General features: G+C 41.5%; 14 protein-coding genes and 1 tRNA gene. 8 read left to right on the forward strand and 7 right to left on the reverse strand.

The genetic code is table 11. The features are described from left to right. Window positions 1-60 precede the first annotated feature (60 nt). The 7 genes from CWB80_RS12455 to lolB all read right to left on the reverse strand — a co-directional run bounded on the left by CWB80_RS12455 (window position 61) and on the right by lolB (window position 5,750). A tRNA-Met gene (locus CWB80_RS12455) sits at window positions 61-137 on the reverse strand. A 635-nt stretch (window positions 138-772) separates the two neighbouring features. Further along, window positions 773-1,864 carry a redox-regulated ATPase YchF gene (gene ychF / locus CWB80_RS12460; RefSeq protein ID WP_054551655.1) on the reverse strand — a complete coding sequence of 364 codons (1,092 nt, stop codon included), beginning with the start codon at window positions 1,862-1,864 and terminating at the stop codon, window positions 773-775. Between the two features lie 34 nt (window positions 1,865-1,898). Next, on the reverse strand, window positions 1,899-2,483 hold the full coding sequence (gene pth / locus CWB80_RS12465; RefSeq protein ID WP_130167045.1) for an aminoacyl-tRNA hydrolase: 585 nt from the start codon (window positions 2,481-2,483) through the stop codon (window positions 1,899-1,901). Window positions 2,484-2,502: 19 nt separating this feature from the next. Beyond that, window positions 2,503-3,114, reverse strand: a complete 612-nt coding sequence (locus CWB80_RS12470) for a 50S ribosomal protein L25/general stress protein Ctc (protein WP_062566197.1) — start codon at window positions 3,112-3,114, stop codon at window positions 2,503-2,505. A gap of 152 nt (window positions 3,115-3,266) precedes the next feature. Beyond that, the gene (locus tag CWB80_RS12475) at window positions 3,267-4,214 is read right to left on the reverse strand and encodes a ribose-phosphate pyrophosphokinase (protein WP_054551652.1); all 948 of its coding nucleotides are present in this window, start codon (window positions 4,212-4,214) and stop codon (window positions 3,267-3,269) included. A 79-nt stretch (window positions 4,215-4,293) separates the two neighbouring features. Next, entirely contained in the window at window positions 4,294-5,160 is an 867-nt protein-coding gene (gene ispE / locus CWB80_RS12480) for a 4-(cytidine 5'-diphospho)-2-C-methyl-D-erythritol kinase (RefSeq protein WP_054551651.1), read from the reverse strand. Between the two features lie 2 nt (window positions 5,161-5,162). After that, window positions 5,163-5,750, reverse strand: coding sequence for a lipoprotein insertase outer membrane protein LolB (lolB, locus tag CWB80_RS12485; RefSeq protein WP_138602686.1), 588 nt, complete (start codon window positions 5,748-5,750; stop codon window positions 5,163-5,165). Window positions 5,751-5,833: 83 nt separating this feature from the next. On the opposite strand from lolB, the gene hemA reads away from it, so the two are divergent. The 8 genes from hemA to kdsA all read left to right on the forward strand — a co-directional run bounded on the left by hemA (window position 5,834) and on the right by kdsA (window position 14,101). Next, the gene (gene hemA, locus CWB80_RS12490) at window positions 5,834-7,090 is read left to right on the forward strand and encodes a glutamyl-tRNA reductase (RefSeq protein ID WP_171041528.1); all 1,257 of its coding nucleotides are present in this window, start codon (window positions 5,834-5,836) and stop codon (window positions 7,088-7,090) included. A gap of 7 nt (window positions 7,091-7,097) precedes the next feature. Then, window positions 7,098-8,183 carry a peptide chain release factor 1 gene (prfA, locus tag CWB80_RS12495; RefSeq protein WP_054551648.1) on the forward strand — a complete coding sequence of 362 codons (1,086 nt, stop codon included), beginning with the start codon at window positions 7,098-7,100 and terminating at the stop codon, window positions 8,181-8,183. Between the two features lie 2 nt (window positions 8,184-8,185). Then, on the forward strand, window positions 8,186-9,028 hold the full coding sequence (gene prmC, locus CWB80_RS12500) for a peptide chain release factor N(5)-glutamine methyltransferase (protein ID WP_138602682.1): 843 nt from the start codon (window positions 8,186-8,188) through the stop codon (window positions 9,026-9,028). Window positions 9,029-9,073: 45 nt separating this feature from the next. Further along, on the forward strand, window positions 9,074-10,612 hold the full coding sequence (locus CWB80_RS12505; RefSeq protein WP_054551646.1) for a response regulator: 1,539 nt from the start codon (window positions 9,074-9,076) through the stop codon (window positions 10,610-10,612). Between the two features lie 21 nt (window positions 10,613-10,633). After that, entirely contained in the window at window positions 10,634-11,008 is a 375-nt protein-coding gene (locus CWB80_RS12510; protein ID WP_138602680.1) for a SirB2 family protein, read from the forward strand. Between the two features lie 132 nt (window positions 11,009-11,140). Continuing rightward, a complete protein-coding gene (locus CWB80_RS12515) occupies window positions 11,141-11,968 on the forward strand; it encodes a tetratricopeptide repeat protein (RefSeq protein ID WP_054551644.1) in 828 nt (275 codons plus the stop codon). A gap of 15 nt (window positions 11,969-11,983) precedes the next feature. Further along, window positions 11,984-13,237, forward strand: coding sequence for a DUF819 family protein (locus CWB80_RS12520; RefSeq protein WP_054551643.1), 1,254 nt, complete (start codon window positions 11,984-11,986; stop codon window positions 13,235-13,237). A 9-nt stretch (window positions 13,238-13,246) separates the two neighbouring features. Next, entirely contained in the window at window positions 13,247-14,101 is an 855-nt protein-coding gene (gene kdsA / locus CWB80_RS12525; RefSeq protein ID WP_054561809.1) for a 3-deoxy-8-phosphooctulonate synthase, read from the forward strand. Window positions 14,102-14,140: the final 39 nt, after the last annotated feature.

Genomic DNA, 14,140 nt, shown 5'->3' on the forward strand with positions numbered 1-14,140 from the left:
ATAATTCGTACTTAAAGTACTGGTAGTTATTTTAAACTCTTCATTGAGCAACAAAAAGAATGGTGGCTAAGACGGGATTTGAACCTGTGACCCCATCATTATGAGTGATGTGCTCTAACCAACTGAGCTACTTAGCCATCTTTTTTGTTAGCACTTCATCGCTGAGTGCGGGGCGTATTATGCTGATATGACCTAAATCCGTCAACACCTTTTTTGCAAAAAAATGCTTATCAGTGTTTGTTTGCATTAAAATTAAGCTAAGTGGCGAAATTTCATTTAAATTGCTGTTTTTTTGACTGCAATTTATGAGTTTAATTCCCAAACGCATCGTAAGAGTTTTAAAACGTACATTTAAAGCTGCTTGATTTTCATACAAAAATCAAGTTTCAAAATTAGTTAGCGTGATCTTTTAGGTGATTTAAACATAAAAAAGCGAAAGCGAATGAATTTATATAGGCTATTTTGTCACTAAGGGGGCTTATTTTTACTTTTAAAATCCCCACAATTTGCTAATCGAGCAGTCAATAGGTCGCAAAATTGCTAGCGAGCTTTGAAATCCCCTCAATTAACTGTTGTTATCACTCATTTGCTTTCGACGACGATTCACTGTTAAGCATAAATAACACCGTACATCACTAAAAAGAACAAGCAGAGGTAAGGCTGCAGAAGTATTACTCACCATGCTTTGATGTTTTAGGAAGGGTTAGTAATATTTAGACAATAAAAAAGGCTCGTAATAACGAGCCTTTTAAAATCGAATGAGCAAATATGCTTATACGTTAAATAAGAAGTTCATCACATCGCCGTCTTTAACGATGTACTCTTTACCTTCTTGACGCATCTTACCAGCTTCTTTAGCACCGCTTTCGCCTTTAAACGCAATGTAGTCGTCAAATGCGATAGTTTGTGCACGGATAAAGCCACGCTCAAAGTCAGTGTGGATTTTGCCCGCAGCTTGTGGTGCAGTCGCACCTACTGGGATTGTCCATGCACGTACTTCTTTAACGCCAGCAGTGAAGTAGGTTTGTAATTTAAGTAACTCGTAACCACCACGGATCACTAAGTTAAGACCTGGCTCTTCTAAACCTAGGTCAGCCATAAATTCTAGTTTATCTTCTTCTTCAAGTTCAGATAACTCAGATTCAATCGCTGCACATACTGGAATAACAACCGCATCTTCTGCAGCAGCAATTTCACGTACTTTGTCTAGGTAAGGGTTATTTTCAAAACCATCTTCTGCCACGTTAGCAATATACATGGTAGGTTTGATTGTTAAGAAGTTAAGCGGCTTAATCGCTGCTTTTTCTTCTTTTGTTAGTTCTAAAGAACGTAACGTTAAACCTTCATCTAAGTGTACTTTTACTTTTTCTAAAACAGCATTTTGCTCTTTAGCGTCTTTGTCGCCGCCTTTTGCTTTTTTAGCATTACGAACAATCGCTTTATCAGCACTGTCCATATCAGCAAGTACTAATTCGGTGTTAATTACATCGATATCATCAGCAGGGTCAATTGTGCCAGCAACGTGAACAATGTTTTCGTCTTCAAAACAACGAACAACGTGACCAATCGCATCTGTTTCACGAATGTTTGCTAGGAATTGGTTACCTAAACCTTCACCTTTCGATGCGCCTTTTACTAGACCGGCAATATCAACGAATTCCATCGTCGTTGGTAAAATACGCTGAGGATTTACGATAGCGGCTAAATCATTCAAGCGCGCATCAGGAACCGGTACCACACCCGTGTTAGGCTCAATGGTACAGAAAGGGAAGTTAGCGGCTTCAATACCCGCTTTAGTTAGTGCATTAAATAGAGTTGATTTACCAACGTTTGGCAAACCAACGATGCCACATTTAAAACCCATAGTAAGATACCTTGTGTAATTTCATTAAAACGGATTAAGGTTTAAATGAATGTAGTCTGTTTTGTGCTTTTAACACACCATCTTTTGCAAGTATTTCCATACAACGAACTGCTTCGTCAACGGCGGCGTCCATTTTTTCTTGATCGTCTTTCGCGGCTTTACCTAGCACCCAGCCTGTTACCATTTCTCTGTGACCTGGATGACCAATGCCTATGCGAAGGCGCATGAAATCTTTTTGGTTTGCCATTTTCGCAATAATATCTTTTAAACCATTATGACCGCCGTGGCCGCCACCTTTTTTAAGTTTTGCAACCCCAGGATCTAAGTCCATTTCGTCATGAGCAACGAGAATGTTCTCAACAGGGATTTTAAAGAAATTAGCGAGACTACTCACCGCCTTACCACTTAAATTCATATAAGTTGTAGGGATCAGTAATTTAAATTCTTGGCCTTGAATAATCACTTTGCCGGTGAGGCCGTGATATTTAGGATCATGTTTGAGTGTGCAGTTATAACGTGCAGCCAGTTCTTCGATGAACCAAGCACCTGCATTATGGCGTGTGTTTGCGTATTCGGGGCCTGGATTAGCCAGGCCCACAAGCATTTGAATAGAATTCAAGGTGTTTACACCTTAAAAATTATTCTGCAGCGTCTTCTGAAGCTTCTTCTTCAGCTGGAGCTGCTTTGTTAGCTTTAACAGTAACAACTGACTGATCGTGATCAGCGCCTTTAGTTAGCTCAACAGATGAAACACCTGAAGGAAGTTTAAGGTCAGAAAGGTGGATTGAATCACCAGCTACTAAGTCTGAAACGTTAACTTCAACGAACTCAGGAAGTGCTTTAGGAAGACACGTGATTTCGATTTCAGTTAATTGGTGAACAACAGTGTTACCAGCTTTAGTTACTTTATCTTCACCGATGAAGTGTACAGGCACTTTAGTGTGAAGTTTGTGAGTAGCATCTACACGTTGGAAGTCTAAGTGAGTGATCTTAGGCTTGTACGGGTGACGTTGAATATCTTTAAGGATTGCTTCAACTGACTCGCCACCGATGTTTAAAGTAAGGATGTGCGTGTAGAAACCTTCGTCTTCTTGCGCTTTGATCATATCTTTGTGTGCAAGAACGATTGATGCAGCTTCTTTGTCAGCACCGTAAAGGATTGCAGGAACTTTATCTTCACGGCGTAGGCGGCGGCTCGCACCAGTACCTGTTTCTGTACGTAATTCTGCATTGTATGTGTAAGTTGACATAATGTCTCCAATAATTAATAGTCTTAGGGCCTTTGCGACCAAGGTCCCTAGCCAAAAGGCGCGCTATCATACCACCCCTTTCGGGGAAAATAAATAACGACTACAAAAAAAGCACCTAAGCGGTGCTTTTTTTAGTATTGCAGTGATGTTGATTAGTGTTCAAACATCGCTGAAATAGATTCTTCGTTGCTGATACGACGGATTGTTTCAGCAAGCATATCTGCAAGTGTAAGCACTTTGATTTTATCAATTGCTTTAAGCTCATCAGATAGTGTGATTGAGTCAGTTACGATAACTTCGTCAATGACTGAGTTACGAATGTTCTCAGCGGCATTACCTGAAAGTACTGGGTGAGTAGCGTAAGCAAATACGCGTTTTGCACCGTGTTCTTTAAGCGCTGCTGCTGCTTTACATAAAGTACCACCGGTATCGATCATGTCATCAACGATGATACAGTCACGACCTTCAACGTCACCAATAATGTGCATTACTTGTGAAACGTTTGCTTGTGGACGACGCTTGTCGATAATAGCAAGGTCTGTGTCGTTTAATAGCTTAGCGATTGCACGAGCTCGAACAACACCACCGATATCAGGAGAAACAACAACAACGTCATCGAAGTCGCGTTCTTTCATATCTTCAAGTAGAACTGGGCTACCAAATACGTTATCAACTGGTACGTCGAAGAAACCTTGGATTTGTTCAGCGTGTAAATCAACCGTTAGAACGCGGTCAACACCAACACTTGAAAGGAAATCTGCAACTACTTTAGCTGTAATTGGTACACGAGCAGAACGCACGCGGCGGTCTTGACGTGAATAACCAAAGTAAGGGATAACGGCAGTAATACGTCCAGCAGACGCACGGCGTAGGGCATCAACCATAACGATAAGCTCCATTAAGTTATCGTTAGTAGGGTTACAGGTTGATTGGACAATGAAAACGTCAGAGCCACGAACATTTTCATTAATTTGAACACTGATCTCACCGTCACTAAAACGGCCAACAACAGCATCGCCTAATTCAATATACAAACGTTTTGCAACTTTTTGAGCTAGCTCAGGTGTTGCGTTACCAGCGAAGAGCTTCATGTCAGGCACGGTAGGGTTCCTCAGGCACTGAATTTTGGGACTAACAGGCTATGGTAGGCACCAAAGCAGGTTAACATTTACTTGTACGTTACTTCATTTCAAAGTGAGCATTTAATGCTGTATGAGCAGGAGAAAGTGTAGCACTACTTGCAACAAAACCTGTCCATTTTTCTGGTAATTGAGCTAAAACTTGTTGTGCTTGTGCCTCGGTTGAAAACTCAGCAAAGCAGCAAGCGCCTGTACCAGTCATCTTTGACGGGGCGTATTTTAGCAACCACTGCAGGGCTTTTTCAACCTCGGGGCAGAGCTTTTTAACTAAAGCCTCACAATCATTGCCTAAATTTTCTGTTTGCCAGTCTGCTTTTAGCTTAGGTGTGTCGCGCTTTAAATCTGGGTGGGTAAAAATTTTCGCGGTGCTCACATGCTGCCCTGGATGCACTACACAGAACCAACTTTGCGGTAATTCAATATTTTCTAGTTGCTCGCCAATCCCATGGGCAATGGCAGTGTGACCATTGATAAATACTGGTACATCAGCGCCTAATTTCACCCCAAGCTGAGCTAATTCTGTAAGTGATAAATCACAGCCCCATAGTTTATTAAGAGCAAGCAGGGTAGTGGCGGCATCAGATGAGCCGCCGCCAACACCGCCGCCCATAGGCAAACGTTTTAATAGCTTTATTGAAGCGCCTTGTTGGCAATCACAGTGCTGTTGTAATAAACGGGCTGCTTTATATATAAGGTTATCTGCAAGCTCAATACCGTTTGTATCACCGGTTACTGTAATATTTGGCTCGTTGTTGACAGTAAATGTTAAGTCATCACCAAATTCTAAAAAGGTAAATAAGGTTTCGAGTTCATGGTAGCCATCTTTACGGCGACCATTTATATGAAGGAATAAATTAAGTTTTGCAGGTGCTATTAACGTTAGCGGGGCGGTTGAAGCGTGTGTCATGATTAATTTAACTGCCAATCATTAAGTTGAATTTTAATACGAATTTTATTGTTTTTAAGGCTTAGCTTAACAGGAAGCCAATAACCATCTTGTTTGATGAAGTCTGAATAGGTTATTTGCCACTGTTGACCATTGTGAGCTTGCCAAATAAGACTTTTTAAACGGCCTTGCTCATCATAGCTTGCTTGGTCGCTCTCGACGGTACCTTTTAGCCACTTTGCGGCATTATCTAATGGGATTGAAAAACCGGTTAAACGATATAACAACATTGAGGCATCACGGTCGGTATATACATTGTCGTCATACTCAAGTTCAGCACCTTGTGCATTTTGCTTTAAAGACAGAATACGGGTACCAATAAAACTGGTAAGCACCATGTCGCTGTATTGCTCATCATGTTGCCAATTTAAATTGGCTGACTGGCGCTGCTCTGTACTAATAAATGCCATTTTGCCTTGCACTTGCCATTGAGCTTGTTGTTCTAATCGGCTTTTCCAGTCAGGATAAATGTAATCAACTGTTGAAATTTTTTGCGCACAACCGCCGATAAATAAAAAAAACATGAATAAAATCAAATATTGTTTAATCAAATGTCGTTCCTTACTTTCCATATTCCGCTGATTTTTGGTAAAATTAATGCCTTTACAGCTGGGCTTAGCAATATTTGGTACATATGACCATCGTAGCACTTGGTATAAATCACAAAACCGCATCCGTAGAATTACGCGAAAAAGTCGCGTTTTCGCCTGAGCAAATGTCTGAGGCGTTACAGCAATTAAGTGGTCATGCGCATTTTAATGAAGCGGTTATTGTTTCGACCTGCAACCGAACTGAAATCTATTGTAGCCTTGCCGAGCGTAATTCCCAAACCTTGTTGCGCTGGTTAGCCAGTTTCCATGGTTTGGATGAACAAGAACTGAGCAACAATATCTATTATCATGAAGATCACGAAGCAATTAATCACTTAATGCGGGTGTCTTGTGGCCTAGATTCGTTAGTACTCGGTGAGCCGCAAATTTTAGGGCAAATAAAACAAGCCTACCATAATGCAAAAACTCACGATGCCATTGGTGTAACCTTTGACCGCTTGTTTCAAAAAACATTTTCTGTTGCAAAACAAGTTCGTACCGAAACTGACATTGGTGCTAGCGCCGTATCGGTTGCTTATGCCGCGGTTAATCTTGCGAAACATATTTACGGCAAACTAGATAAAACCAATGTACTGCTAATTGGAGCAGGTGAAACGATAGAACTCGTTGCTAAGCATTTATACCAAAACGATCCGCAAAAAATAACGGTGGCAAACCGTACTATTGAACGCGCTAAAACCTTAGCCAGTGAGGTTGACGCGGATGTGATTGCACTTGCCCAGTTGCCTGAGCGTTTATACGACGCCGATATTGTTATTAGTTCAACCGCTAGTACCTTGCCTATTATTGGTAAAGGGGTGGTAGAGCAAGCATTGAAAAAGCGCCGCCACAAACCAATGTTATTTATCGATATTGCGGTACCGCGCGATATCGAAAGCCAAGTAGGCGAATTAGATGCAGCCTATTTGTATTCAGTTGATGACTTACAAGCCATAGTAAGCGAGAATATCGCCGCTCGTGAGCAGGCTGCGGAGCAAGCGCAAGCTATTATTCGCTCACGTACCGATGAATTTGCTATGTGGTTGCGTTCACTCGATTCGGTGGATCTTATTCGCCATTATCGCAACGATGTACAAGATATAAAGTCAGAACTTGTCGAAAAAGCCCTTGGCCAGCTACAAGCAGGTAAAGAGGCAGAAAAAGTAATACTCGAGTTGGCAAACAAACTGACCAACCGCTTGATGCACGCACCTACCCGTGCCATTCAAGATGCTGCTAAAAAAGGTGAAGCAGCGGAGTTAAGCCAATTAAAGAAAATGTTAGGTATTGATCAGGAATAGTCGTTAAATGAAAGAGTCTGTTTATAGAAAATTAGAAACCTTAGTTGAGCGTTATGAGGAAGTGCAAGCGCTACTAAGCGACCCCTCTGTGATCAGCGACCAAAATCGCTTTCGTGCCTTATCTAAAGAATACTCAGAATTAGAAGAAATCGTAAAAGCATTTTTAGCTTACCAACAAGCCCAAGATGATGTTGCTACAGCAGAAGAAATGTTAAAAGACTCTGATCCTGATATGCGTGAAATGGCGCAAGAAGAATACAAAGAAGCAAAAGCACAAATTATTGCATTAGAAGATGAAATCCAAATTCTAATGTTACCAAAAGACCCTAAAGACAATAATAACGTCTATTTAGAGGTTCGTGCCGGTACCGGTGGTGATGAAGCTGCTATCTTCGCAGGTGACTTATTCCGTATGTACAGCCGCTACGCTGAAACTAAAAAGTGGAAAGTAGAAGTAGTAAGTACTAACGAAGGTGAGCACGGCGGTTATAAAGAAGTGATTGCGCATATCTCTGGCGAAGGTGTGTATGGTCAGCTTAAGTTTGAATCAGGTGCGCACCGTGTACAACGTGTTCCAGAGACAGAATCGCAAGGCCGTGTTCATACCTCAGCGTGTACGGTAGCCGTTATGGCCGAAATTCCTGAAGCGGAAGCAATTGAAATTAACCCTGCTGATATTAAAGTCGATACCTTCCGTGCATCGGGTGCCGGTGGTCAGCACGTAAATAAAACTGACTCAGCAATCCGTATTACACACATTCCAACGGGTGTGGTTGTAGAGTGTCAGGATGAGCGTTCACAGCATAAAAACCGTGCCAAAGCGATGTCTGTACTTGGCGCACGCTTACAACAAGCTGAAGATGAAAAGCGTCAAGCGGCTGAAGCGTCAGAACGTCGTAACTTAGTAGGTAGCGGTGACCGCTCTGAGCGTATTCGTACTTATAACTACCCGCAAGGTCGTATTACCGATCACCGTATTAATTTAACACTTTATCGTTTGAATGAAGTGGTTGCTGGTGATTTAGGAAGTGTTATCGAACCTCTAATGCAAGAACACCAAGCTGACTTACTTGCCGCGATGGGCGATGAATAATCGTGCCACAATGCATTGAACAAGCAATTGTTGCTGCAACGGCGTTATTAACGCCTAGCAGCGACAGTGCTAAGTTAGACGCACAAGTCCTGTTATTATCCATTCTTGATAAACCTCGTAGTTACTTATTTACTTGGCCCGAAAAACAACTTACCGAACAGCAACAACGTGATTTTGAACAAGCATGTCAGCGTCGTTTAAATGGTGAACCAGTTGCTCATATTGTTGGCTTTCGTGAATTTTGGAGTCTTCCTTTAAAGGTTAATCCAACAACCCTGATCCCAAGACCTGATACTGAAACGTTAGTAGAATATGCCTTAGGCCTTGAGCTACCTACGGCTGCAAACGTGCTTGATTTAGGCACTGGCACAGGGGCAATTGCTTTGGCATTAGCCAGTGAAATGCCTAATTGGCAGGTGATAGGGGTTGATAGAGTGGCTGATGCAGTTGAGCTTGCCAAAGAGAATAAACAACGACTCAATATTAACAACGCCACTTTTGCGTTGAGCAACTGGTTTAGTGCAGTAAGTACACAAAAGTTTGACCTAATTGTGAGCAATCCTCCGTATATTGAACATGATGATGAGCATTTAAGCCAAGGCGATGTTCGCTTTGAGCCGCTCTCTGCATTAGTTGCGGATGACGACGGTATGGCTGATATTAAACAAATTATTACTATCGCACGTGACTATTTAGCAACAAATGGCTATCTTTTAATTGAACATGGCTACAAACAAAGTGTGAAGGTACAAGAATTTTTTGCACAAATGTCGTATAGCCATATACTTACAATTAAAGATCTTGGCGGTAATGACCGTGTAACGTTAGCACAATGGCCTAAATAACAATAAAGCGCACTGTGCGTACATAGCCTTTGAGGATCCCATAGAATGGATGATTTTTTGTTTTCGGATGAAGCACTTGACGAAGTTAATGAGGTGGTTCAGGGTAGTTGGAAAGTCATCGTCGTTGATGACGAGCCAGAAGTACATGCCGTAACAAAGCTTGCGTTGAGTGACTTTGAATTTCAAGATAAACGTTTAGAGTTTATTAGTGCTTATTCAGGTGAAGAAGCTAAGCAAGTAATTCAAGAGCATCCAGATGCGGCTATCGTATTACTCGATGTGGTTATGGAAACCGACGATGCCGGCCTTAAAGTTGCCAAGTTTATTCGTGAAACCGCAAAAAATAATCATATTCGTATCATTCTTCGCACTGGTCAGCCTGGGCAAGCACCAGAGCGTCAAGTCATCGTTAATTACGATATCAATGACTACAAATCAAAAACTGAATTAACAGCACAAAAACTGTTCACAGTAGTGATGTCGAGCTTGCGTTCATATCGTGATATTTTGTCGATAGAACAATCTCGTCAAGGCCTTGAAAAAATAATTAAAGCTTCACGTGATATCTTTTCAACTCATTCTCTTGAAAGCTTTATTGAAGGGGTGATGCAACAACTTACCTCATTATTAGGAACCGTTGATCAGGCCATGTATGCAACCAGTTTAGTTGCGAGTAACCCGCAAGATAACCAAAAGAAGCTAGTGGTGTTTTCGGGCCGAGGTGAGTTTGAACGCAGTGAAGGCAAGGCGATTGAAGAGGTGTTAAGTCACGATCAGCTTCAAGCCTGTCAGCAAGCTTTAAATGAAAAAACCATTGTTTATCGTGAGAACTATTTATTTGCCTATTGCAGTAGTGAATATAATCATAATTCCATGTTGTTTATTTCAGGTATCCCTAAGCATTTAACCGACACTCAGCGTCACTTGATTGAAATCTTTTCGCAAAATGTGCAGCTGGCGTATGAAAATGTACAGTTACAATCTGAAATCGAAGCAACACAACAAGAGTTAGTATTTAGGCTCAGTGAAGCGTTAGAGCAACGTTCAACAGAAACAGGTAACCATGTAAAGCGTGTGTCGCACATTTGTTATGAACTTGCCATGGGCTATGGTCTATCAAAACGCGAAGCAGAGCTTATTCGCTTAGCTGCGCCATTGCATGATGTGGGTAAAGTGGGTATTCCCGACGCTATATTAAATAAGCCGGGGCCATTGACCGATGAAGAGTGGGCTATCATGCAACTTCATGCTGAAAAAGGTCATTTAATTTTAAAAGACTCCAATCGTGACATTGTTAATACTGGCGCAGTGATTGCGTTGTCACACCATGAGCGTTGGGATGGTTCAGGCTACCCGAAAGGGTTGAAAGGCGAAGACATTCCTATTGCAGGTCGCATCGTTGCTTTAGCTGATGTATTTGATGCACTACGTCATAAGCGCTGCTACAAAGAGCCGTGGTCGCTTGACGATGTTGTGAAAGAAATTAACGCGCAACAGGGCAAACAATTTGATCCAAAGTTGATTGATGTGTTTAATCAGCGAATTAAAGAAATAGAAGACGTACTTGTACGTTATCCAGATTAATTAAAATAAAATTAGGGGCATATGGATTATTTAGCAGTAAAACATACTCACATGTTATTTGCCGTGTTGAGTATTATCTTATTCTACGTTCGTTCTTTCTCTCGCCTAAAGACGGGCGTTCTGGCAAAAAACAAAGTAGTGTTTATTGGCAGCCACAGTATCGACACCTTATTACTTATTTCTGCAGTGGCATTAATTGTAATGGCCGGTTTTAACCCGCTTGAACAATCTTGGTTATTAGAAAAGATAATCTTAGTGGTTGCTTATATTGTACTCGGTGTGGTTGCCGCTAAGCAAAGTGCAAATAGCGCGAAGCTTGTATTACTTGCGATCACCACGCTTATTTTATTAGCAATTGGTTATTTAGCATCTGCAAAAACAGCACTTCTTTTATAACAAATCTCTGAGCGGTATTTGATTGCATTGGCTGTCGTACCGCTTTTTTATATCTCAACGCTCAGTATTGGTAACTTAAAGCAAAAGTAGGTAAACTAGCTGTTCGTTTTTGAAAGAGATGTAGCAGTATAAATGACCACCCCTTGGTTTGAAGATCAAAATGAATCCTATCAAGATGAGGCCTTTGACGCATTTTCTTCTAAAGTGCTTTATCGTTGTATCGACGCTGAATTAAAGTGGGATCAACAAGCTGATTTAACAGCCTGTTATGACACCCTTAATGAGCTTGAAAATACGGTAACAGCTCTTTGCGCCGAATTAAAAGAGCCACATGAGCGTCTCGATAAGTTACTTGATACCTTTTATCAGCAATGGCTGTTTAGCTCATCAAGCTTAAAAGTGCCAGAGTACACGTTAAATAGCTTTAGCTATACCATTACTATGCGCAGTGGCACGCAAACCACGCTGGCAATTTTACTTTGTCATTTACTACAGCATGCTGAACTTGATGCCACGGTCACACTTAGTCAGGGAGACGTGCACGTTCACGTTGGGATGAGTGATGAAGAGGGCTATTTAATTGAGCCAAGCACAGGTCAGCAGAGCTGGTATATAACACCTGAGAATGCCTGTGAAGAAAATGGCGATGAGCAAGAACCGCTTGAACTGATTTTTGAAGAAGAGCTTTATAAGCTGTATCTAGCACAGCAAAAATGGTCGTTCATCAGCGAAAGTAAATTTGGTCATGCATTGCATTGTGTTGATATGCTGATGGAATTACTTGGTGATGACCCTTATGAGCGTCGTGACCGCGGCTATTTACTTAATCAGCTAGATTGCCCAAAAATGGCGCGTGATGATTTGCAGTACTTTATTAATGAGTGCCCAGATGATCCCGCTATCGAATTAATTCAGCACCAGATAGCTGAAATAGAAGACAACAATAATACACACCACTAATTTAAAGGAACATTTATGACTGACGCCCACAGTGCGCTAATTACCAATGACGCAGTCGTACTTGGTTTGCTTGCCGTTATTTTGGGGTTTATTTTTAAAACCTCGCACAGTAATAATGCTGCCTGCCAAAAATTTTATAAATATGTACCAGCATTATTGCTTTGCTACTTTTTACCATCATTACTCAATACTTTTGGGATTGTTGATGGTCATTCTTCGAATGTATATTTTGTAGCGTCACGCTATTTACTGCCAGCTTGCTTAATCTTGCTTACCATCAGTATTGATTTAAAAGCGATCCTAAACCTTGGGCCAAAAGCATTAATCATGTTTTTAACAGGTACCTTGGGTATTGTTATTGGTGGCCCTTTGGCTATCTTAGTAATGAGCGCCGTTTACCCAGAAGCGGTGGGGGGCCATGGCCCTGACGCAGTGTGGCGTGGTATGACGACTATCGCCGGTAGCTGGATTGGTGGTGGCGCAAACCAAGCTTCAATGAAAGAAATGTTTGAAGTAGGCGGCGATATCTTCTCTGCAATGGTGACTGTTGATGTGATTGTGGCTAACTTATGGATGGCCGTACTGTTATTAATGGCAGCAAACCATAAGGCGATTGATGCTAAAACAGGCGCAGATACGCGTGCAATTGAAGATTTAAAAGAGCGCGTAGAAAAGTATCATGCTGAGCATGCGCGCATGCCAACTCTAAATGATTACATGACGATTATCGCAATTGCCTTTGGTATTACTGGTCTTGCACATTTTTGTGCTGACTTTTTAGGTCCGTTTTTTGGGGCTAACTTCCCGTGGGCACAAGAGTATAGTTTAAACAGTAAATTCTTCTGGTTAATCGTTATCTCTACCACAATTGGTATTAGTTTATCGTTTACTAAAGTTCGCCATATTGAAGCTTTTGGTGCGTCAAAAGTAGCATCAAGCTTTTTATATATTCTTGTTGCTTCAATTGGCTTACACATGAATATTACCGCGATTTTTGATTCACCAATGTACTTCGTACTCGGTGTTATTTGGATGATTACTCACGCAAGCTTAATGCTTATTGTGGCGAAACTAATTAAAGCACCACTGTTTTATATGGCGGTAGGCTCTCAGGCCAATGTAGGCGGCGCAGCATCAGCACCTGTTGTTGCATCAGCATTCCACCCATCACTTGCGCCAGTAGGTGTTTTACTTGCTGTTTTAGGCTATGGTGTTGGTACTTACATGGCTTATATTTGTGGATTAATGCTACAAGCTGTTGCACCTTAAGGAATAGAAATGAACAACCAGTTAATTAAAATTAACGAGATTGAATTAGCCAACGACAAACCATTTGTATTGTTTGGCGGTATGAACGTACTTGAATCACGTGATTTAGCGATGCGAATTGCAGAGCATTATGTAGAAGTTACATCAAAGCTAAACATTCCATACGTTTTTAAAGCGTCTTTTGATAAAGCGAATCGCTCTTCAATTAATTCATACCGAGGCCCTGGTATGGAAGAAGGTTTAAAAATCTTTGAAGAAATTAAATCTACTTTCAATGTGCCACTGATCACCGACGTACATGAGCCGCATCAAGCTGCGCCTGTGGCTGAAGTGGTTGATGTAATTCAGTTACCGGCATTCCTTGCTCGTCAAACTGACTTAGTTGTAGCCATGGCAAAAACTGGCGCTATTATCAATGTGAAAAAGCCACAGTTTTTAGCTCCACACGAAATGCGTCATATCATTAAAAAGTTTAATGAAGCGGGCAACAACAATGTTGCACTGTGTGAGCGTGGTACTAGTTTTGGTTATAACAACCTTGTGGTTGATATGCTTGGTATGGATGACATGAAGCCTATGGCGCCGGTTATCTTTGATGCAACGCACGCATTACAACGCCCAGGAGGCCGAGCTGACTCTGCAGATGGTCGCCGTGCACAAGCTGCAGAACTTGCTCGCAGTGGCATGGCATTAGGTATTGCGGGTCTATTCATTGAAGCGCACCCTAATCCGAATGAAGCAAAATGTGACGGCCCATGTGCTCTCGCACTAAGCAAGCTAGAAGGTTACTTATCGCAAATGAAAGCGGTTGATGACTTAGTTAAGAGCTTTGCACCACTCGATACCAGCGCAAGCGATTTATAATTTAAGTATATAAGTATTTAAGTATTTAAGTATGAAAAA

Origin of the sequence: Pseudoalteromonas sp. S1650 (assembly GCF_005887195.1) — a bacterium.
Classification (GTDB): domain Bacteria; phylum Pseudomonadota; class Gammaproteobacteria; order Enterobacterales; family Alteromonadaceae; genus Pseudoalteromonas; species Pseudoalteromonas simplex.

What these genes read in the sequence shown, in the direction of transcription:
- CWB80_RS12510 (WP_138602680.1), top strand. Translation starts at nt 10,634, where the DNA reads ATGGATTATTTAGCAGTAAAACATACTCACATGTTATTTGCCGTGTTG.
- ispE (WP_054551651.1), bottom strand. Translation starts at nt 5,160, where the DNA reads ATGACACACGCTTCAACCGCCCCGCTAACGTTAATAGCACCTGCAAAA.
- CWB80_RS12520 (WP_054551643.1), top strand. Translation starts at nt 11,984, where the DNA reads ATGACTGACGCCCACAGTGCGCTAATTACCAATGACGCAGTCGTACTT.
- CWB80_RS12470 (WP_062566197.1), bottom strand. Translation starts at nt 3,114, where the DNA reads ATGTCAACTTACACATACAATGCAGAATTACGTACAGAAACAGGTACT.
- prfA (WP_054551648.1), top strand. Translation starts at nt 7,098, where the DNA reads ATGAAAGAGTCTGTTTATAGAAAATTAGAAACCTTAGTTGAGCGTTAT.
- CWB80_RS12515 (WP_054551644.1), top strand. Translation starts at nt 11,141, where the DNA reads ATGACCACCCCTTGGTTTGAAGATCAAAATGAATCCTATCAAGATGAG.
- hemA (WP_171041528.1), top strand. Translation starts at nt 5,834, where the DNA reads ATGACCATCGTAGCACTTGGTATAAATCACAAAACCGCATCCGTAGAA.
- CWB80_RS12505 (WP_054551646.1), top strand. Translation starts at nt 9,074, where the DNA reads ATGGATGATTTTTTGTTTTCGGATGAAGCACTTGACGAAGTTAATGAG.
- kdsA (WP_054561809.1), top strand. Translation starts at nt 13,247, where the DNA reads ATGAACAACCAGTTAATTAAAATTAACGAGATTGAATTAGCCAACGAC.
- ychF (WP_054551655.1), bottom strand. Translation starts at nt 1,864, where the DNA reads ATGGGTTTTAAATGTGGCATCGTTGGTTTGCCAAACGTTGGTAAATCA.